Annotated in this window: 14 protein-coding genes and 1 pseudogene; 11 read left to right on the top strand and 4 right to left on the bottom strand. The window is 71.2% G+C overall.

Annotated features, from left to right (window positions below; translation table 11 throughout):
• The first annotated feature begins 337 nt into the window (after positions 1-337).
• Genes AB0M27_RS32955 through AB0M27_RS32905 form a run of 11 tightly spaced genes read left to right on the top strand, consistent with a single transcriptional unit; the run spans position 338 to position 17,084 of the window.
• Complete coding sequence (locus AB0M27_RS32955; protein WP_365727212.1) at positions 338-3,598, top strand: DUF4157 domain-containing protein; 3,261 nt, start codon at positions 338-340, stop codon at positions 3,596-3,598.
• A 25-nt stretch (positions 3,599-3,623) separates the two neighbouring features.
• Positions 3,624-4,280 (top strand): hypothetical protein, encoded by a 657-nt coding sequence (locus AB0M27_RS32950; protein WP_365727210.1) that lies wholly within the window; start codon positions 3,624-3,626, stop codon positions 4,278-4,280.
• Positions 4,277-4,600: a hypothetical protein gene (locus AB0M27_RS32945; RefSeq protein ID WP_365727208.1), complete on the top strand. Its 324-nt coding sequence runs from the start codon at positions 4,277-4,279 to the stop codon at positions 4,598-4,600. The genes AB0M27_RS32950 and AB0M27_RS32945 overlap by 4 nt, the downstream gene beginning before the upstream one ends.
• A complete protein-coding gene (locus AB0M27_RS32940; RefSeq protein ID WP_365727206.1) occupies positions 4,587-5,705 on the top strand; it encodes a hypothetical protein in 1,119 nt (372 codons plus the stop codon). Before AB0M27_RS32945 ends, AB0M27_RS32940 begins: the two co-directional genes overlap by 14 nt.
• Positions 5,702-6,211, top strand: a complete 510-nt coding sequence (locus AB0M27_RS32935) for a phage baseplate assembly protein V (RefSeq protein ID WP_365727205.1) — start codon at positions 5,702-5,704, stop codon at positions 6,209-6,211. Before AB0M27_RS32940 ends, AB0M27_RS32935 begins: the two co-directional genes overlap by 4 nt.
• 54 nt (positions 6,212-6,265) lie before the next feature.
• Complete coding sequence (locus AB0M27_RS32930; RefSeq protein ID WP_365727204.1) at positions 6,266-6,601, top strand: hypothetical protein; 336 nt, start codon at positions 6,266-6,268, stop codon at positions 6,599-6,601.
• A complete protein-coding gene (locus AB0M27_RS32925; protein ID WP_365727202.1) occupies positions 6,598-6,972 on the top strand; it encodes a GPW/gp25 family protein in 375 nt (124 codons plus the stop codon). Before AB0M27_RS32930 ends, AB0M27_RS32925 begins: the two co-directional genes overlap by 4 nt.
• Entirely contained in the window at positions 6,969-9,479 is a 2,511-nt protein-coding gene (locus AB0M27_RS32920; protein ID WP_365727201.1) for a baseplate J/gp47 family protein, read from the top strand. The genes AB0M27_RS32925 and AB0M27_RS32920 overlap by 4 nt, the downstream gene beginning before the upstream one ends.
• Positions 9,476-12,091, top strand: a complete 2,616-nt coding sequence (locus tag AB0M27_RS32915; RefSeq protein ID WP_365727199.1) for a baseplate J/gp47 family protein — start codon at positions 9,476-9,478, stop codon at positions 12,089-12,091. The genes AB0M27_RS32920 and AB0M27_RS32915 overlap by 4 nt, the downstream gene beginning before the upstream one ends.
• Positions 12,088-14,589, top strand: coding sequence for a hypothetical protein (locus AB0M27_RS32910; RefSeq protein ID WP_365727197.1), 2,502 nt, complete (start codon positions 12,088-12,090; stop codon positions 14,587-14,589). The genes AB0M27_RS32915 and AB0M27_RS32910 overlap by 4 nt, the downstream gene beginning before the upstream one ends.
• Positions 14,586-17,084, top strand: a complete 2,499-nt coding sequence (locus AB0M27_RS32905; RefSeq protein ID WP_365727195.1) for a DUF6519 domain-containing protein — start codon at positions 14,586-14,588, stop codon at positions 17,082-17,084. The genes AB0M27_RS32910 and AB0M27_RS32905 overlap by 4 nt, the downstream gene beginning before the upstream one ends.
• Positions 17,085-17,472: 388 nt before the next feature.
• On the opposite strand, the gene AB0M27_RS32900 is transcribed toward AB0M27_RS32905, so the two are convergent.
• The 4 genes and pseudogenes from AB0M27_RS32900 to AB0M27_RS32885 form a co-directional block, all read right to left on the bottom strand.
• On the bottom strand, positions 17,473-18,285 hold the full coding sequence (locus AB0M27_RS32900) for a LamG domain-containing protein (RefSeq protein ID WP_365727193.1): 813 nt from the start codon (positions 18,283-18,285) through the stop codon (positions 17,473-17,475).
• Positions 18,286-18,613: 328 nt separating this feature from the next.
• Positions 18,614-18,844 (bottom strand): annotated as a pseudogene (locus AB0M27_RS32895) (transposase); the annotation flags it as partial.
• 212 nt (positions 18,845-19,056) lie between these two features.
• Positions 19,057-19,212: a hypothetical protein gene (locus AB0M27_RS32890; protein ID WP_365727192.1), complete on the bottom strand. Its 156-nt coding sequence runs from the start codon at positions 19,210-19,212 to the stop codon at positions 19,057-19,059.
• Positions 19,213-19,271: 59 nt separating this feature from the next.
• Entirely contained in the window at positions 19,272-19,511 is a 240-nt protein-coding gene (locus tag AB0M27_RS32885; RefSeq protein WP_365727190.1) for a hypothetical protein, read from the bottom strand.
• Between the last annotated feature and the right edge of the window lie 474 nt (positions 19,512-19,985).

The raw sequence follows: 19,985 nt of genomic DNA, 5'->3' as shown, positions 1-19,985 counted from the left end.
GGCCCAGACCGTGCGCCCTGACCGGCGCGCACACGCGACGCCGTCCGAGGCAGGCGCCCGGCAGGGCGTCGGCCGGAACATCGCCGGTACGCGTACGTCGGTGCCGTCCTTCGCCTCGACAAGATCGACACCCTCATCCGTACCCTCGGCGACCTCCGTCGCCGAGGCGACGTCGGCACGGATCGGTTCCGCGCCCAGCTCCGCACCCTCGTTCACCCCGTCGGCCGCTGCAGCGGCCCCGGCCACCGCCGCCCTGCGATCCACGCCCACACCGCCTGCTCGGTCATCCGGCTCGCCCCCACCGGTCGCAGCGACCCGGCGACGCGGCACCGAACACGTGGGCCCGGCGATCGATCAGCCCGGCCGTCCCCTCCCGCCGTCCCTGCGCGGTCAGATGGAGGCCGGGTTCGGTCGTGACCTCTCCCACGTCCGGGTGCACGACGGCCCGTCGGCCGCGCGTGCGGCGTCCCTGCTCGATGCCCGAGCCTTCTCCCTGGGACCGCATCTGGTCTTCGGAGCCGGGGAGTACCGCCCGGACACTCCCGGCGGACGCGGCCTCATCGCGCACGAACTCGCGCACGTGCTCCAGGCCCACGCCGACGGCCGGCCGCACGCCGCCGTGGTGGACGACCCCCGGCTGGAGGCGGAGGCCGACCGGGCCGTGCAGGCGCTGGCGGACGGCGGGCGCCCGGTGATCGAGCCGCGGCCCGGCCCACCGGTCATCCGCCGGGCCGGCAAGGGCGGGACCGCGCCGCCGCCCGTCCCGGTGACCCCGCCCGCGTCCGCCCCGGGCACCGTCGCCGCGCCCAAGGAGGCTGCCGCTCAGCCCGGAACGGCCGCGGGCCCCGCGCTTCGGCTGCCCCCCGGACTGACGGTGATCACCGACGAGCCGGCAGGTCTCGGCACCACCGAACTGGTCGTCGAACTCCCGGCTTTCACCCTCCCCTTGGAAAAGGGAGCCGGTCCCTGGGTGCAGAGGGCCTACGACGACGCCGCGGCCGGCGGGCGCCTGGTCTTCAGCCCCCTCATCGAGGGCAATTCGACCGCGAGCTACGACTCGGTCGCCGCGTACAAGGAAGGCGGCGAGAAATACAAGGACGTATGGCTCGGGGCCTTCGGCTTCACCAACACGACGAAACTCGCCGATGCGATCACCACGGCGGCGGCGAGCGACGAGACCGTGCGCACCAAACTGGCCGATCCGGCTGTCAAGGAGGTCGTGAACGGCCTGGGCAAGAGCCTCAAGCAGTCGAAGTGCGACATCGACCACATCGTCGAGAAGCAGCTGAGCGGAACCTCGATCCCCTCGAACCTCCAACTCCTCACGAGCACCAAGAACCAGGCCTCAGGCCGGGAGACCTACCAGGCCCTCGTCGAGGTCGTGAAGCAGATCCGCGACCCGGCCATGCGCGGCCCGGGCGTCCGCAAGCTTCAGATCCGCATCGCCAAGGCGACCGTCCCCACCGGCCAGCCCGACCCCAGTTACGAGATCGAGAACCTGCTGCGCTCCGGTGCCGTGCGCGGATCCGAGGCGGAGAAGGCCAAGGCCGCCGGAAAGCCCGTCAGGCTCACGGCCGGCGGCCAGGGGGAGACGGTGCTGGTGCGGGACACCGGCGAGACACCGCTGGACACCCTCGCCCGGCGCATCGTGCCGGGCTTGCGCATCGAGACCTACAAGCGCACCGCCGCGGGGGCCAAGCCCACATGGGACACCGTACTGGGCACGCTCGACAGCCGCGCCGTGTCGAGCACCAAGGCCGGCTCGGCGGTCACCCTCGAGGCCGAACTGGTGCCTGAGGCCGCCCCTGCCCCCGCCACCGCCGCCGGCCCCGAGACCACGGCGGACCCGACCGCGGCGCCTCCGGGCGAGGTCCGGAGGCTGAGGCTCGACAAGGCGAAGAACCCCAAGATCGCGTTCTTCTACCCGTACCTGAGCCCCGGCGAGCTGACCAAGGTCGCCCTCGACGAGCAGGGCAATCTCACCGGCGAAGGGGTCATCCACTCCTCGGTGCCGTTCCTGGGCAACCTCAACGTCGTCTACACCAAGGACGAGTTGAAGCTGGTCGCGCCCCTTTCCGCCACTCAGCTGGCCTCGCCCCTGTCCGGCGCGTTCCGGTTCACCGGTGGTCAACTGGCCTTGCAGCTCTCCCCGGCGCTGGTGCCCAACGGAACCCTGACGTTCTCGGTCGGCCCCGCCGCCAAGCCCGTGATGCTCGGCACCCTCACCGTGACGTTGCGCAACGGTGTGCTGGTCGCCGCGGGTGACCTGACAGCGGCGGGGAAGCTGCCCGGCGTGAACGCGGCGGCCGGGCGCGTGGAGTGGAACTCGGAGACCGGGTGGTCCGGCAAGCTCACGGCCGACTCGGCCTCCCTCCCGCGGTCCACCGCGAACGTCGAGATCGGCTTCACGACGAAGTCCGGCAGATTCGATCCGTACGCAACCGGTGCGATCACCACGACCGTCCGCAACTCCCAGCTGAGGCTTGGCGCCCTGTGGGACGGGCGCGTCCTCACCTACCAAGGGTCGGTGACGGTCGAAAAACCCCTCCCGTTGGTGAACTCGGTGAAGTTGTCCGGCCGGTACGGCGAACGCGGCCTGTTCCTGCAGGGCGATGCCGACATCGTCTGGAAGCAGTTCAGGGCCACGATGAAGGTCGACTACAACCGGACCGAGGAGGAAGAGGAGGGGCGGTTCTCGGGCGCGGCCACTTTCGTCGTCAAGACCGAGAAGGCGGCTGGCTCCCTGAGTCTGAACTTCGACGAGGAGGGCCGCTATTGGGGCAAGGGCAGCATCGGCTACCAGGTTACAAAGGACCTGCGACCGGTGCTGGGCGTCGAGATCACCAAGGACCAGCGGATCAAGCTCTCCGGCGAGGTCGCCGTCGGCGACATCGTCCTGGTGCGCAAGTGGCCGTCCCCCGAAGGCGGGACGGTGCCGCTGCTGAAGGGCATCGGGGCGAAGTTCTCCTTCCCGACGCCGGTCCCGGCCGTGACCGCCTACCTCGAACTGCGGGGCTCGCTGCAACTGGGCTACGGCGTGGGCCCGGTGGTGCTGAAAGCCGTCGTGTTCAAGGGTGAGCTCTACCCGTTCGAGGACGATCCCAAGGTGGCGGCGAAACTCAACGGCACCTTCGCGGTGCCCGCCTATGCCGAACTGTCCGGCACGTTCGGCGCCTATATCGGGGCGGAGGTCGCGCTCGGTGCCGTCGGCGCCAAGGGCGGGATTGACATCATCCCGTCGCTGCGCATCGACGGTGAGGGTGGCGTCACGATCGCCGCGGACTACGACAAGGACGGCTTCTCGTTCGACGCGGAGGCCTACGCCAAGGGGCAGTTGACGGCGAGCGCGAAGGTATTCCTCGCCGCCGAGCTCTACGCTGCCTGGGGGGTGATCTCCCATCGCTGGACCTATGAGGTGGCCTCCGTGTCGGCGCCGATCGGACCCGAGCTCAAACTCACCCTCGGCCGCATCGCGTACGCCAAGAACGGCGAGATCACCTGGCCCAGCCTGTCCCAGATCAAGGTCGAACCCGAGTCCATCGACCCCGTGCAGATCATCAAGGACATGCTCGGGCGCGGGAAGGCGGTCGAGACATGACCCGCATGCGGAGAGGAGGACCGCGATGACCACATTCCCCGGCTCGCCGCGGACGGTGCGAGGCGGTTTCGTCGTCATGGACGGCGACGGGCGCGCGGTTGTGCGCACCGTCCCGTTCCAGTACAACCCCGAGACCCTGACTCGGACCCTCACCCCGCGGGGCGCGGCCACGGACACCGGTGACCGCCTCGATGCGCTCCGGCTCGTCGGGCCGCCGGTGGAGACTATGAAGCTCGAGATCGTCCTCGACGCCACCGACCGGCTGGAGAAGCCCGATCAGAACCCGACCACGGTCGCCGAGGGCATTGCCGCGGACCTCGCCGAGCTGGAGACGATGATCTCACCGGCCACCGCCGACCTGGTGGCCGCCGAGGCGCTCGCCCGGCGGGGAACGCTGGAGATCCTCCCGCTTCCCTCCCCGCTGCTGCTGCTCGTCCTCGGGGTCAACCGCACGCTGCCGGTGCGGATCACCGAGTTCACCGTCACCGAGGAGGCGTTCGACACGCGGCTCAATCCGATCCTCGCCCGTGTCGGGCTGGGGGTGCGCGCGCTGTCGTTCGACGACCTGCCGCCGGGGTCCAAGGGGGCCGAGCTCTTTCTCACCGCCGCCCGCCGCCGCGAGCGGCTCGCCGCCCGACGGGGAGCCGGCCTCCAGAGCGTCGGACTGTCGAGGGTGCCATGACCGCCGTACCGTTCCCGCCGAACAGCCGCTACCACTCGGTGCCCGTTGTCAGCCGCACCCGCGACGACGGAACCACCGAGGTCTACCTGGCGCGCCGCATCCTGCCGGCGCCCGAACGCCACGTCCCGCTCGGGTACCGCCGGCTGGGCGGTGCGGAACGGCCCGACACTCTCGCCCATGACGCCTACGGCGACCCCGCGCTCTGGTGGCGCATCGTCGACGCCAGCGGCGAAGCCGACCCGGCCCGACTGACCGGCGCGGAGGGCCGGCTCGTCATGATTCCGCTCCCCCTGGAGATCGCCGACCATGGCCGCGCTTAGCACCGTCACGCTGACCGTCCTGATGGGGCCGGTCGCCGTCGCCCCCGCGCCGAAGGCGGTCGTCGACGCCCTGGAGGGCGCCACGGTGACGCATGCGGTCGGGACGCGCTCGGGGTTCCAGCTGAGCTTCACCTACTCCAAGACGTCGCCGATCGCGACGTCCCTGCTCCCCACGGGCTTCTTCGACCCGATGGTGCGCGTCGTGCTCGTGGCGACGCTGCGCGGAGTGCCCAAGGTGCTCGCCGACGGGCCGATCAAACGCCAGGACGTCACCGCCACCGGCCGTCCCGGCGAGCACCGACTGGTCGTCACCGGCGAGGACGTCTCCGGCTACATGGACGTGGCCGACCTCACCGGCTTCCCGTTCCCGGGTATGCCGCCGTTCGCCCGGGTGGCGGCGATGATGGCCAAGTACACCCCGTTCGGCGTCGTCCCGGTGACGATCCCTCCGCCCTTCCAGCCCGTGACGACGGCGGTGGAGAAGTACGCCCATCAGCAGGGGACCGATTTCGAGTACGCCACGAAGCTGGCCAAGGACGCCGGTCACGAGTTCTACGTGACACCCGGACCGGCGCCCGGCACGAACACCGTCTACTGGGGACCGCAGGTGCGCGTCGGCGCCGTGCAGCCCGCCCTCACCGTCGACATGGACGCGGCGGCCAACCTCGAGGGCCTGAGTTTCTCCGCCGACGGCAACGCCGCGATCCTGCCCTACGCGCACGTCAAGGTCGCGAACTTCTCCGTGCCGGTCCCGGCGCCGGACGTGGCGCTGCTCAAACCGCCGCTCGCCGCACGGCCGTTGGTGCCGACCCGCACGAAGCTGCTGGAGACCGACCGGATGCCTCTGCCGGAGGTTCTGATGACCCTGCTTGCCGCACGCGGCACGGCGGATCCGCTGACCGCGACCGGGTCGATGGACCTGGTGCGCTACGGGCAGCCGCTCGACGCCCGCTCCCTGGTCGGGGTGCGCGGGGCGGGGCGGGCACACGACGGACTGTGGTTCGTGCGCTCGGTGACCCACACGCTCGGGCGGGGGAGCTGGAAGCAGGCGTTCCAGCTGGCACGGGACGGTCTCGTATCGAACGTCACGGAGGTGGCGCCATGACGGCTGGACCCAAGTACTTCGGGAAGTACCGGGCGACCGTGCTCAACACCGCCGACCCCCTCGTGCAGGGGCGGATCCAGGTCCAGCTGTCCGATCGCTACGGCCTGTTCCCGTCGACGTGGGCCCTTCCTGCGGTCCCGTTCGCCGCCAAGGGCGCGGCAGGTGTCATCGCGCTGCCCCAGACCGGCAGCGCGGTCTGGGTCGAGTTCGAGGCGGGCGATCCCGACTGCCCCATCTGGACCGGCGCCTTCTGGCCCGACCCGGCGGGCGTCCCGGCCCTCGCCATGGCCGGTACCCCCGCGACACCCAACATCCACCTCCAGACCACGACCGGCGTCTCGGTCACATTGTCCGATCTCCCGGCGGCCCAGGTGCAGGTGCTCACGCCCACGGGGGCGTCGGTCGTCATCGGCTCCGCCGGTATCAGCATCAGCAACGGGCAGGCGTCCATCGTGCTCTCCGGCCCCTCGGTGATCATCAACGGAGGTGCGCTGGTGGTGACGTGAGCCACCCGCCCCCGCACAGCCCGCCGTCCCCACGTACCACGGAAGGAGCCCTCGATGCCGGGGCCCGTCCTGCACACCGGAGCGACCGTGACCTGCCCACACGGCGCGCCCTTGAACGTCGTAGCCGCCGGCCCCCGGGTCACCGTGTCCGGAGCCCAGGCCGCCGTCCTCACCGACCAGGGACTTGTCACGGGATGCCCTTTTACCGTGCCGCCCTCGAAGCCCCAGCCCTGTGTCAGCACGAAGTGGCTCGCGGGAGCCACCCGCGTGACCGCCTCCGGACAGCCGCTGCTGATCAACCCCGCCGGGGCGGTCTGCCTGTCCGCGGACCAGATCCCGGCCGGTCCGCCGATCGTCTCGGGTACCCAGACCAGGGTGGTGGCGACATGAGCCGGCTCGCCTTCCCGTTCACTGTCACCGCACTGGGTCGCTCGGCCCAGGTGGCGTACGGCAGTGACGAGCACGTACGGCAGATGCTCGAACTGCTCGTGCTCACCCTGCCCGGAGAACGGGTGATGCGACCGGAACTCGGCAGTCCCGCACGCCAGTTGGTGCTCGGCCCGCAGGACGGTCCCGCAACGGTCGCGCTCGGCGCCGCCCTGCAGTCGGCGATCCAGCAGTGGCTCAGCGACGTGCTCACCCTGCTGGACGTCGCGGTGCAGGTCACCGACGGCAGCGGAGTGCTCGAGATCGTCGTCACGTACGAGGTCCGCTCCAGCGGAACCACCGACGAGCTACGCGTACGGAAGGACCTCCCGTGACCGGCGCCCGCTGCCACTGCTGCGACGAGCGCCGCCGAGCCGCGCTGGCCGCCACCGAGCAGACGGACGTCTCCGGGATCGACTACGTGGAGGTCCACCGAGGAGGCACGGTCGCCCAGCCGACCCGGATCGACATCGTGCTCGTCAAACCGCTTCCGCTGCCCCACGCCGCACTCAGCGGCGACAACATCGCCCTCACCGGAGGCGTGCGGTTCCCGGCGCCCAGGGTGGAACCCGTCGTGGGTGCGGAGCCGGGCGGAACACAGGTGTCGCGGTACACGGTCACGGTGCCCGGCGGCCAGCCGACCGACTTCTCGACCTACCGGCTCGCGATCGTCGAGGGGCCGGGGTCGGACACTCCGCCCGACTTCATCGATCCACGTCTGTCCGCGGTCGACTTCTCGTTCGCCGTGGACTGCGCCGCGGACGGCGACTGCGCCCCCGACTGCCGGGACCTGCCCGAGGCCGCACCGCCGGACCCGCACTTCGACTACCGGACCCGCGACTGGGAGGGCTTCCGGCGCCTGATGCTCGACCGGATGTCGGTGCTCGTCCCGGGTTTCCGCGAGGACGACCCGGTCGACCTGACCACGACGATCGTCGAGGCGCTCGCCTTCCGCGCCGACCAACAGAGCTACACCCTCGACTGGATCGGGACCGAGGCGTTCCTGGACACCGCGCGCACCCGCGCGTCGGTGACCCGCCATGCGCGGCTGCTCGACTACACGCCCGGCGAGGGCGCCTCCGCACGCACCTTCGTCAGCGTCTCCCTCACACCGGGCGCCGCGGGCAAGGACGGCTACCGGCTGCCGGCGGGCACGCCGGTCCTGCCCCGTTCGGAGGCGTTGGCCCCCGTCGTGCCGGCCGCGGACTACCCGACACTGCTCGCGTCCAAGCTGGTCGTCTTCGAGACACTCGCCGACCTGTGGCTGTGGCGGTGGCGCAACGACATCGCCCTGCACACCTGGGGCGACGACCGCTGCACGCTGCCGGCCGGGTCGACGGCGGCCACGCTCGTCGACACGAGCGAGGGATCCGGGCCGCTGCAACCGGGCGACTTCCTCCTGCTGGTGGAAACGGCGGCCCCCGACACAGGTCGCGCCCAGGACGCCGACCCGGGGCACCGGCACGTCGTCCGGCTGACCCGTGTGACGGCATCGGTCAAGGACGTCCTCGCGCGGGGCACACATCTGCTGGACGTCGAGTGGGACGCGTCCGATGCGCTGCCCTTCGACCTGCCGGTCTCCGCCCTCGTACCGCAGCCGTTCGGCCCGGCGCAGCACGTCGTCTGTGCCATGGCGCGCGGCAACGTCGTACTCGCCGAACACGGCGCGACCCTGCCGCCGCCGCCGCACCTGGAGCTGGCGCCGTCGGCCACCGAGGCGCTCGCCCCGCGGCTGTCCCCGCCCGCCCCGCAGGCCGGGGTGACCTGGCGTCCTCTCCTCAGCGGCGGCATCGGTCCGCTGTCGCGGATCGCGCAACACGGCCCGGCCGACCCCGGGCCGCCGTCCGCACGCGCCCTCACGGCGGTCGCCCCGGCCCGGTGCCTTCCGGAGATCACCCTCCACGACGCATTCGCGAGCTGGACCGTCCGGCGGGACCTGCTGGCCAGCGGGCCGTTGGCCCGGGACTTCGTCGTGGAGACCGGGCCGGACGGGCGTCCGCTCCTGCGGTTCGGCGACGGCACGCACGGGCTGGCCCCGACCGTGGGTGACTCGCTCGGTGTGAGCGGACGTTTCGGCACCGGCCCCGTCGGCAACCTCGGCCCGGACGCGCTGGGCCATGTCGTCCTGCCGGATGCCGACCGCAGCGTGCCCGTCTCGTCGGTGAGCAACCCGGTCGCGGTGCTGAGGGGCGCGGCGCCGGAGGAGGACGCCGCGGTCCGGGTTGCCGCCCCGGAGGCGTTCCGCCGTCAGGAGCGCGCCGTCACGCCCGCGGACTACGCCGCGGCGGCGCTCCGGTTCCCGGGCGTCGCCGACGCCGTCGCCGTGTCCCGCTGGACCGGTGCCTGGCAGACCGTGATCGTCCATGTCGACCGGCAGGGCGGAGCCGGTGTCGACGCGGCCTTCCGCACAGGCCTGCTGGCCCACCTCGAGTCGTTCCGGCTGGCCGGGTTCGACGTCGTGGTACGCGCGGCCCGTACCATCCCCCTCGACATCAGCCTCGCGGTGTGCCCCGAACCCGGCGAGCTGCGCAGCGAGGTGGGGCGACGGGTGCGCGCCGCCCTGTCGCCCGCCGGGAGCCACGGCACTCCGGGGTTCTTCCATCCCGACCGGTTCGGCTTCGGCACCGCCCTGTACCTGTCGGCGCTCCTCGCCGCCGTGCTGGCCGTGCCCGGGGTGCAGAGCGTCACGCCACTGGTGTTCCAGCGCTTCGGGCGCCTCGCCCTGGGAGAGCTCGACCGCGGGGTGATCCGTCCGGCGCCGACCGAGGTACTCGAACTGCGCGACGATCCGAGCTTCCCGGAGCGAGGACGTCTTCGGATCAGTACGGGAGGTGGCCGATGAGCTGCGCGTGCGGCTGCGGCGCGGGTGACACCGCATCGTGCGCGCAAACCGGCCCGGGCACCCCCGGGCAGCTTCCCGGCGACCCCACCCGCTTCCGCTACGGCGCGATCCTGGAGCGTCTGCTCGACAGGATCTCGCGGGCCGAGGCCCTCGACAGCCGGCCACTGGCGGCGCTCGGACGCTCGCCCGACGATCCCGCCGTCGCCCTGCTCGCGGCGGCGGCCGGAGCGCACCACGTGCTGGCCTGGACGCTCCACCGGCTCGCGGTCGACTCCACGCTGCCCGGCACCGAGGACCGCGCGGCCCTGGTCCGGCTGACCGCCATGCTGGGGCACGTGCCCCGGCCGGCGATCGCCGCCGACGCCCTGCTGGCCTTCCGGGTCGGCACGCTCCCGGGCGCACCGGACGACACCGCGCTGCCGGGCCTGCCGGACGTCGTCACGATCCCCCAGGGCCTCAAGGTGGCCTCGGTGCCCGAACAGGGCGGCCAGCCGGTGACCTTCGAGACGGACGGCACCGTCGAGGCCCGTACCGGGTGGAACGCGCTCCGGCCGTTGCGAGCACTGGCCCTGCCGCAGATCTCGGCCACGACGACGAGTGTCGAAGTCGCGGGCGTCGATTTGGGTGCCCGGGTCGGTGACCGGGTGCTCGTGCACGCCGGTACGGCCGAAGCCGGGAAGTCCTGCTGGCTCCTGGCCCGTGTCACGGCCGTGGACGTCGCCGCCTCCGCCGAGCCGGCCCATACCGTGCTCGACGTCTCCGCCGGGCAGTTGCTCACCGTGGACGACACCCTGACGGCGTCGGCCCCTCTGGGCACGGTGATCCTCCTGGGACAGCGTGCGCAGGCGTTCGGCGCGACGGCACCGGACATCACGTTCATGCCGGATGCGGTGCGCAACGCGCACGGCAAACACGTGGACAACGAACTGCCCACTGAATGGGACAAATTCCTGATGGGCACCGTCTCCAAGGACACCTGGAACGTCCACCTCGAGGCCGTGCACCCGGAGGCCGCGCCTGGCCGTGTCGTCGTACTCGAGACCGGATCCGCAAGTCCCGCGCCCGGCGCCGCACGCATCGCCGCAGCCCGGGAGACCGCACGCTCGGACTACGGCCTGTCCGCCCGCTGCACCCTGGTCACCCTCGGGTCCGCGCTCGCCGAAAGCTTCAACAACAAGGTCCGTGAGACGACGATCCACCTCGAGACCGCCCGGGGAACGCTCGTCGCACGCCCCGAGGAGCGCGTCCTGCCGGTCACCGACGCGGGACCCGACGGCCGGCCGGCGCCACCGCAGCACCCCGACTTCGACCAGGAGAACCTTCCCGACCGGTTCTACCTGGCTGGACGGACCGACTTGCCACCGGGGCGGCGCGTGATCCTCACCGGGCGGACGGCCGACGGCGAGACGGTGTCCGAGGCGGCGACGGTGCTGCGCACCGAATCACGCACCGGCCACGCGCACTGGGCGACGCTCGTCGTGTTCGACCGGCCCCTGTCCGGCCGATGGACCAGCGCGACGCTGACCGTGCTCGCCAACGTCGTCCCGTCCTCGCACGCGCAGACACCCGCCTCGGGCGCCGAGACCCTGGGGTCCGGCGATCCGGCGACCGCACTGCCACGCTTCCCGCTGAAGCAGTCACCGCTGGCCCATGTCGCCGCGCCGGGGCCTCGGGGTTACGCCCCGGCGATCGAGGTCCGGGTCGACGACCGCCGCTACGAGCATGCCGACACCCTGTACGGCGAAGGATCCGACAGCCGCCGGTTCCGGGTCACCGAGCGGCCCGACGGGGGGTCCGAAGTGCAGTTCGCCGGCCGATTGCCGAGCGGGAGCGGGAACGTCGTCGCCCTGTACCGCACCGGTGGTGGAACGACAGGGAACGTCCCGGGCGGCCGGCTGACCCAGATCGTCACCCCGGTGATGGGAGTCGCCTCGGTGACGAACCCCCTGGCCGCGGACGGGGGCAGCGATGCCGAGACGATCGACGAGATGCGTACCGGCGCGCCGAAGGCGATCCGGACCCTGGACCGAGCCGTGTCCTTGACGGACTTCGAGGCGTTCGCCGAGGGGTACCGCGGAGTCGGCAGGGCCTCGGCCGTCGAGCTGCGGGCGGGGCTGCGGCGGATCGTGTGCGTCACCGTCGCCACCACCTCGTTCGCGCCGCCCGCGGCGGACTCGGACCTGGTCACCGGATTGCACGCAGCGCTCGTCGCGGCGGCGCCCCCGGGGACCCACGTGCGGATCGAAGGCTTCGTCGACCTGCCGATGACCGTGGCCCTGGCCCTTGCGTCCGACCCGAACCTGCCCAGGCCGGACGTCGAGGCCGCCGTCCGGGCAGCGCTCGTCCGCGACTTCAGCAAGCAGGCCCGGCCCTTCGGCACCGCCGTGCACCGCTCACAGCTCATCGCCACGGTGCAGAACGTCCCAGGCGTCACGGCCGTCGTGCTCACCGGCTTCTCCGCACCGGGTGTGACACAGGACGCTGAAGGGCGACTCCCTTGCCCCGCGCCGACCCTGGTGACCGACCAGGGCACCGGCCTGACCCGGCTGGAGCCGGCCCGGCTCCTGTCCGTCGCCGCACCGGACATCACCTTCTCGGAGCTGACCGTATGACCTTTCCGACGACGGACAGTGGGACCGAACTGCCGGAGTCCCGCATCGAGGCGGTCGCGGAATCCCTGTACGGCCTGCTGCCCGCCCATGTGCGTCAGGCCGATCTGGCCGCCACCGGCTCCCTGCGCGCGCTGTTCGGGGTGCTGGCCCGGGCCAGCGCCGAGATCGACGCCGAGATCGACGCGTGGTACGACGCGCTCTTCGTCGAGACGGCCGGGGACGCGGCACTCGACGCGATCGCCGCCCTGGTCGCCGCGCCCACGCTGCACCCCGTCCCCGGAGACACCGGAATCGGCCGTCGCGCCTTCGTGGCCAACACGATCCGTTACCGGCGCGGCAAGGGGACGGCCCGCGTCATCGAGGCGATGGCCGGCGACGTCACCGGTCTGGCCGCGGTCGCGGTCGAGTACTACCAGCGGCTGGCTGGCTGCGCCCACCTGCTGAACGTGCGTCAGGACCGCCCCGCCACCGCCTGTCTCGTCCCGGGGCGGACCGCGTCGTCGGTCGGCAGCGCCTTCGACCTGCTGCCCCGCCTTCTCGACGTCCGCCGCGTCGACCGGACCCGCCCGGGCCGGCCCGCGGGGCGGCACGCGCCGACCTCGGTGGGTGTCCACCTGGTGCGGCCGTTGGTGACGGGGTTCCCCGCCCCGCCCGCCCAGACCGTGTCGACGCCGGACCCCGTCCCGGCGGCGGACCTGGCGGGCGTCCCCCCGGCGCGGCCGTGGGAGGCCGACGGGACGGCGCGGCCGGGGTACTTCCAGCTGGCCCAGCAGCCAAATGAGAAACTGCGCCTGTTCAATCCCGATCGCCGGGCCGACGCCGCCGGGACCCGGCTCCGGGAGGTCGACCTGCCCGACCGCCTGCGCCGCCTGCCCCTGCACGAGGAGACCACGGAACTGCGCGCCGCCAAGCTGGAGAAGCGGCCGCCCCGGCTGCCCGATCGGCGCTGGTTCGACCAGCGGACCGGTGCACCGTTCACCGTCTTTCTGCGACGGGACGGCGAGAGCGCCTTCCGGCGGGTGCCGCCCGAGGAGATCCGCATCGTGAACCTCGAGTCGCCACCGACTCCGCCAGGTGCACGGCCCGCCGCCCAGGTGTCCCACACCTGGTACGAGCCGGGGACCACGGCTCCACAGCGCAGGAACTGCACCCGCGCCATCGCCTGCGCCGTCGATCCGGTGACCGGCCGGATCGTCGTGCCCGAGGCCTCCGTTCTCCCCGATGTCGTCGAGGTCCGGGTGTCCTGTGCCACGGCCGCCGGCCTGGCCGTCGGAGCCGGTGCCCAGGACCGCAACGCCCCGGACCAGCCGTTCGACATCCGGGACACCGGCGGCCCGAAGGACCTCGTCTGGGTCGTCGACCCCACCACCACGACCGGCGGCTCTGCGGAGATGGCCGGCCGGACAGTCCCCACGCTCGCGGCCGCCCTCGCCGAAGTCGCCACCCTGGGGGCCGGACGGCGCAGCCTCGTCGTCCTGGCCCGTTGCGACCTGGAAGCGGCGCCCGTAGGCTCGGCGACGCTCGACGTGACGGTGCCTCCCGCGTCCGAGGTGCACCTCGTCGCCGCCCAGTGGCGACCCCCGCGGACCGCACCGGGTGCGGGCACGGACCCCGCCCTGCGCGGGTTCGTCGTCCGCCGGGAACGGCGCTACACGGTGGACGCCCCGATGCGGGTGCTGCGGGGGAGCGGAGACGGCACCGCACCCGCCGGCCGCCTCGTGCTCGACGGCCTGGAACTCACCCGCGGTCTGCGGCTCCACGCGGACGCCGTGGCCGAGCTGGGCCTGCGCTACGTCACCGTGCGCGCCCCGGGCGAGGTCGCGGTGCGCGCGGACGGTCCGCTCGTGGCGACCCGCATCCAGGTCGACCGCGCGATCTGCGGCCCGTTGCGGATCGGGGACACGAACATCTCCGTGAGCGGCGCACTTGTGGTCACCGACAGCGTCGTGACCGCCGATGGTGCGCCGGGCGCCGCCCTCGCCGCCCCCGACCTCGACGTCACCCTGAGCGACGTCACCGTGCTCGGGGCCTCGTCGCTGCGCTCCCTGACAGCGACGAACACCGTGTTCGCCGAGACTGTGGCGGTGACTCGACGTCAGACCGGTTGCGTGCGGTATAGCTTCGTACCCCCTGGCTCGGCGACACCGCGCACATTCCGGTGCCAGCCGGCGCTCGCCCTGGCCGCAGCCGAAGAGGCCGCGCGGCGACCGTTGACGGCAAACGAGGCCGAGGCGATCCGGCTCGCGAACGAGCCCGTCTTCCTGGACACCTCCGCCGAGGAACCGACGCTGGCCATGCTGCACCCGCTGTGCCCCGACAGCGTGCGCTCGGGAGGCGAAGGCGAGGTCGAGATGGGCGCCTTCGCCCGCGCCGCGTACGGGATCGCCACGGCCAACGTACGGGCTCTGTTGGACGAGTACCTGCCGGTCGCCCTGGAGGCCGGAATCATTGACGACACGCGCTCCAGCGCCGTCGCAGCCCGGAGGAACAGACCATGACCATCCGCAACGACGCCACACGCCTGACGATCCGGGCGGAGGACGAGCGGCACCCACGCTCGGTGGTCGGCCGGCAGGGGCAGGTGCTGCTGGACGCCGACCTCGACCAACAGAGCGCGCATCTGCTCCACCGGGTCGAGACGGCGACCGACGACATGCTCGGCGCCGGCGGCCGCCTGGTGGTCCCGGACGGTTCGAACGCCTTCTCGGTGACGCCGGCTCCGACACCGGACGCCTGCGGGCTCGGGACCGGCCACGGCTTCCTGGACGGCTGGCTGGTGGAGAACGCCACCAAGGACTGCCTGCTGCGCACCCAGCCGCACCCCCGCACGGACACTACACCCACGGCCCCGGTTCTCCTCACCCTCAAGACGCTGGTCCGCTACGTCGACCCGGTCGAGGAGCAGGCCTTTGCCGACCGGGCTCTCGGCGACGCACAGGCGGCCGGGCGCGCCCTGGTCGACTGGCAGGTGTTCCCCTTCGCCCCGGTCGGCGGCTGGGGTCCGGGCTTCGGCTGCGCCACGGCGACGACGCACCCGGACTGGGTCAAGCTGGCGAAGCCGTCGTCCGGCACGCTGGCCGTGGTGCCCGACACGGCGCCCGCGGCGACCGACCCCTGCTCGCTCATGCCGCAGGGCGGCTACTCCCGGCCGGAGAACCTGCTGTTCCGGATCGAGGTTCACGGCGGCGTCCCGCGCCAGGACCATCCAACCGCGGACGGCCCGCGATTCAGCATGGACGGGCTCACCCTCAAGCTGTCCAGGCGCAATGCCTCGGTCCTGGCCAGGGTGGTGAAGGTGGACGGCACCGACATCACCGTCGAACCGCCGGCGCTCGACCCACTGAACTGGTTCAGCGCAGGTGCCTACGCCGAGTTCGTGTCGAAGCACGACGACGTCGACCCCCGGGACGCGGCCACCCGGGAGCGGCTGTTCCAGGTCGCACGGGCGACAGACGTCGTCGTGACACTGGAGACCGCCGCGGCGGGCATGGTCGGTTCCGTCAAGGACAACCCTGCCGACTGGTTCCTTCGGCTGTGGGATGCCTTCCCGGAGGGCAACGGGGTCGCGACCGTCAAGCCGTCCGCCGAGGACCCGCAGCACTCGGACCTCGTCGACCTGGGCGACGGTCTGCGGATCCGGCTCGGCCGGGGTGGTGACGACGTGTTCCGTCGCGGCGACTACTGGACGGTCTCCGCCCGCGCGGACGGGTCGATCGACTGGCCGCCGGGACGGGAGGAGCCGCCTCACGGCCCGCAGATCCGGTACGCACCGCTCGCAGCCCTGACCGGCCCGTCGACCGCCCCGGACTGCCGGGTGGGCGCCGCCACGCTGACCGACCGCACGCTGCTGTACCGGGGCGGTGACGGCCAGGAGGTTCCAGCACCTGTCGGCGGCGGCTTCGTCACTCTGCCCGGCAGGCTGCGGGTCGCGGTGATGCGCGGGCGTACCCCGGTAGACGGAGCCTCGTTGACCTGGAGCATGCCTGCGGGCGGCGTCCCGAGCCGGGTCGACGGATCCGCGGTGAGCGGGGCCAACACCGTCACGACGACGACCGACCCACAGGGGCTGTGCGAGGTCGCGTGGGCCCTCGACGCCGGCCGCTCCGACACTGAGCACCAGGTGCAGGCGGTCCTCACGTCGGGCACGGGCGCCCCCGAGGGTCCGCCGCTCGTGTTCACGGCAGGCTTCCGGACGGCCGCGGCCACGAGTTACCAGCCCGGTGACTGCACCCTGCTCCAGCAGGCCACCACGGTGCAGGAGGCGCTCGACGTTTTGTGCGCTCATGAAGGCGGCCCGGCGGAACCCTTGGCTCTGCGGCTCACTTCGATCCGGCTGAACGATCCCCAGGGGAATTTTGTCGATCTGGTGACGGGCGACCTCATCTACAACGGGCTCGAGCTGCTCCACGACGCCTTCGCCGCCGGAATCACCCTGAACGCGGCTCTGCGGAAGGAGAACATGCCTCTGGAGTCCACACCGCAGCCGCGCGACCCGATCGTCGAGGTCGAGCTGGACCTGCCGTACCCAGGGACGGACCCCGACAAGATCTACTGGGCATCGGTATCGCGCGAGGACGGCCAAGCCACCGGGATCATCGCTCCGTTCGGTTTTCACCGTGTGCGCCTCGAAGGAGAGGTGACCGTGACCCACGAGCCGGAGCCCGGTCTGGAGTGGAAGCCGTCGGATATGGCGAGGAGGTTCCTCGCGACCGCGCCGCTGCATCGCTGGGGACAGCGCATCGTCGAAGGGGACTCGGTGAAGGCCAGCGGGTGGAGGGGCAGCGACAAGTCCGCGCCGATCCTATGCCGCCTGCGGATCCGGTCCGCCCATGTGTGGGTCCGCGATCCCGAGACCGGCCGCCCGGTGTACCTGAATGCCGAACACCTGGGGGTGAGCGCCGACGTTACGCACTGCGAACTACTCCCTCGCGAGCTGGATCCGCAACGGGCGGCCGATCTCGATCTGTTCTTCTACCTTAAGATCCAAGCGTGACCGCGGTGAGTTGATCAAGTCGCGAGCAGCTTCGCTAGGCGCTCGGCTGAGGCTTCACAGCCGAGCGTTTTGCGTGGGCGGCTGTTGGGTTCGCCGGCGACAGCGTCCGGGTCCTGGCGGGGGTGCCGGAACGAGTCGGGACGTTGCTCAGCAAACTGGGGAGAGGCGCCGCTGGAGCCCGCGCCGCAGGCGGTGGAGCCCACTCCCTCCGTCATTGGGCGCCGCAGCCCGTAGGAGGCGGTCTCTAAGCTCTCGGTGGTCAGGTGACGGCGCCGGGTGCCGGCTGGAACGAGTGCGGCCGGGACGCACGTGCCGGTGATCTTTTGGGCGTTCGGCTCCGGTTCGTCGTGGGCCGGCTCCCCGCCGTAACCTCAGCCGTTAAAGATCTTTACTTAACCATGGCCTGGTAGTGGGTGGCCAGGCGAACTGCAGGCAGCTCGGTGTCGTACACGGCCACCTTGCCGATCGACCCCTTGAAGTACGACTTGAGCGAGGCGGTGCCGATCCGCATCGGGGAGGTGGTGTTGCTGGGGGTGATGTTGTAATCGGCGAGGGCGTCCTGGTCGCGGAGCACCCCGTTTTTGTAGATCTTGACGTAACCGGTGGGGTAGGTGCTACTTGTGTTGCTGGTGTTGATCACCAGCGCGTAGTGGATCCACTCCCCTGGCCTGACCGGATCCTGGAAATAGGAGCCGGCGCCGAGGCCGCCCCCGGCATTGAAGGCGTATCCGCTGATGCGGTTGGCGCGATTCTCGGTATTGCCTTGCGAGTACATGCGGGCGATCCACTCGCTTTGATTGGTGGTGCCGTACGTGATTTTGCCGAGCCAGTTGACGTAGCCGGTGCCCTCGGTGCTGGGGAAGGTCACTGTGTCAGGCCGCATCCACGCCTCCACGGTCAGCTGGCCGGTGGCGGAGACGGAAAGGCTGTCGTCGTCCGGGACGTCCACGTACTGAGAGGTCCCGTCGAATACGGACGCAGGGTCCCCGTTCGGCAGGTAGGTGATGCCGGGCGCGTTGTGGTATGTAGCCGTGAGGGCACCGGTAAGCGACGCTTCTGTACCACTGCCACCCAGCAGCAGGTAGAAGGCGGGCGAGTCGGCGAGGGCCGCGGTGTCATAGCTTGAAGGCAGGGGGTGCCGGCGCCCGCCTGGTGGCGCCGCGCTGCAGGTCATCGGGCTCACCGTCACCAGTCGGGCCATACGTGTCATGGTTCGCTCCTGCGCTCAGGGCCGCCGTGGTGACGACTCACCGCGGCTGCAAAGGACTTTTCGGCACTCGTGAGGCAGAACCGCGAGGAGAAATCGCGCACACACGTGCTCCAGACATACGGAAATCCGAAACCGATGCAATGTGCCATGAAGATCGAGAATCGTAAACGGACTTCGACGTCTGGAGCCCCGGCGGGCAGTCATGTTCGCCGACACCGGAGCCTCTACGCCCAACGGCCTCTCCTCATCCTGACATCGCCGGTCGGTCACATCCACTGGAGTGGTGTATCGACGGCCACTCGGTGATCTCGTTTTGAGGCTATGCAGTGAGTTCGGTGGGCAGGGCGGTCTGGTCGGTTTCTGACTCGATCGGGTGGAGCCGGGCCTTGGCCAGCAGTTCCAGCCCCATGTAGTGGCGGGCCTCGGTCCACTCGTCGTTCTGCTCGGCCAGCACCGCGCCGACTAGGCGGATCAGGGCGGTTCGGTCGGGGAAGATGCCCACCACGTCGGTTCGGCGGCGGATCTCCTTGTTCAGGCGTTCTTACGGATTGATGCCCCTATGGTTCGTCAGATGGGAACCGCGGTGCCGTCAGGAGCCGCCACCCGCGTGTACCCGGCATGCGGATAGCACGCCAAAGCCTCATCGAGCAGCCCCAACGCGGTGTCCTGTGCCGCCGGGTGACCCTGCTGGACAATGTCCAGGAGCAGCGGGGTCGCAACCACAGCCGCTGGGAACACCGCGGCGCTGTGGCCATGAACAATTCAACCGCCGCCGAGCTGCGAGCCAGCCTCCGTCGCCTGTACCAGATTCGCTGCCTCGGACAGGGCACGTAGACCACGGGCGGCACGATCCGGTTCATACCAGTCGGGATGGCCCGGTATGGAGTCCCAGTCCACCGCGTCGATCTCATCCAGCACAGCAGCATCCTCGCACGCGGCCGCTACCCGCCGTTCAAGCGCCAACGAGGCCCTGAGAATCATTCCGTTAGGAGCTCTGAACGCCATAGCCCCCAGTCATGGAGTAGCCGTAGCAGTTCGACGCCGGTCTGCGTGTCGAACACCCGGGTCGATTTGTCGGCGCTGGCAGTCGCCAGCATCGCTCTGCCTCGGCTGAACACCACCGACCGCACCGCGCCCTCGTGCACCAGCTCGGCGCTCCTGGCTCCCGTCTGGGCGTTGTAGATACGGGCCGTGCCGTCCGCGGTGCCGGTTGCCACCAACGCCAACCGAGCAGAGCCGAACGTTCACCTGCCCACAGATACGAGAGGACGAGAACTCACCATCCCTTGCACATAAGGGAACTGACACCTAGCCAGTCCGGCGACAGCCGGACACCACCTGCTCAAGCTCCCCGACAGGGGAGCGCAGGCAACCCAAATAACTGTGCAACCACCCCGTTATGACATCGCCGGTGCAGCCAGGCGCCGGCACCCGAGCCCACCCCCTCCCCGCCAGGGGAGGGGGCTGCCCTCTACCACCGGTCCTGCCGTCAGGCAGGACCGCATTCCTCCTGCTGAGCGGGCCGCCAGGCCCGCCAACTCGCACATAAACCAACCAAGTTGGCCCGCCAGGGCCAACCCTGACACCTGACACACAGTCGTGCCGCCAGGCACGACGACAGCACCTAATGGGCCGTGCGGGAGTCCGTGATGTCCTTGCGGTCGATGCTGTTGCGTGCGGACTCCGGTTCG

Origin of the sequence: Streptomyces sp. NPDC052107 (assembly GCF_040680215.1) — a bacterium.
In the GTDB taxonomy this organism is placed as follows: domain Bacteria; phylum Actinomycetota; class Actinomycetes; order Streptomycetales; family Streptomycetaceae; genus Streptomyces.
Note: the sequence above shows the minus strand (reverse complement) of the source record. Positions and strands in the feature narration are given on the sequence as shown.

Excerpts from the sequence above, each read along its gene's own strand:
- AB0M27_RS32950 (WP_365727210.1), top strand. The coding sequence starts at position 3,624 with ATGACCACATTCCCCGGCTCGCCGCGGACGGTGCGAGGCGGTTTCGTC.
- AB0M27_RS32945 (WP_365727208.1), top strand. The coding sequence starts at position 4,277 with ATGACCGCCGTACCGTTCCCGCCGAACAGCCGCTACCACTCGGTGCCC.
- AB0M27_RS32940 (WP_365727206.1), top strand. The coding sequence starts at position 4,587 with ATGGCCGCGCTTAGCACCGTCACGCTGACCGTCCTGATGGGGCCGGTC.
- AB0M27_RS32935 (WP_365727205.1), top strand. The coding sequence starts at position 5,702 with ATGACGGCTGGACCCAAGTACTTCGGGAAGTACCGGGCGACCGTGCTC.
- AB0M27_RS32930 (WP_365727204.1), top strand. The coding sequence starts at position 6,266 with ATGCCGGGGCCCGTCCTGCACACCGGAGCGACCGTGACCTGCCCACAC.
- AB0M27_RS32925 (WP_365727202.1), top strand. The coding sequence starts at position 6,598 with ATGAGCCGGCTCGCCTTCCCGTTCACTGTCACCGCACTGGGTCGCTCG.
- AB0M27_RS32915 (WP_365727199.1), top strand. The coding sequence starts at position 9,476 with ATGAGCTGCGCGTGCGGCTGCGGCGCGGGTGACACCGCATCGTGCGCG.
- AB0M27_RS32910 (WP_365727197.1), top strand. The coding sequence starts at position 12,088 with ATGACCTTTCCGACGACGGACAGTGGGACCGAACTGCCGGAGTCCCGC.
- AB0M27_RS32905 (WP_365727195.1), top strand. The coding sequence starts at position 14,586 with ATGACCATCCGCAACGACGCCACACGCCTGACGATCCGGGCGGAGGAC.
- AB0M27_RS32900 (WP_365727193.1), bottom strand. The coding sequence starts at position 18,285 with ATGGCCCGACTGGTGACGGTGAGCCCGATGACCTGCAGCGCGGCGCCA.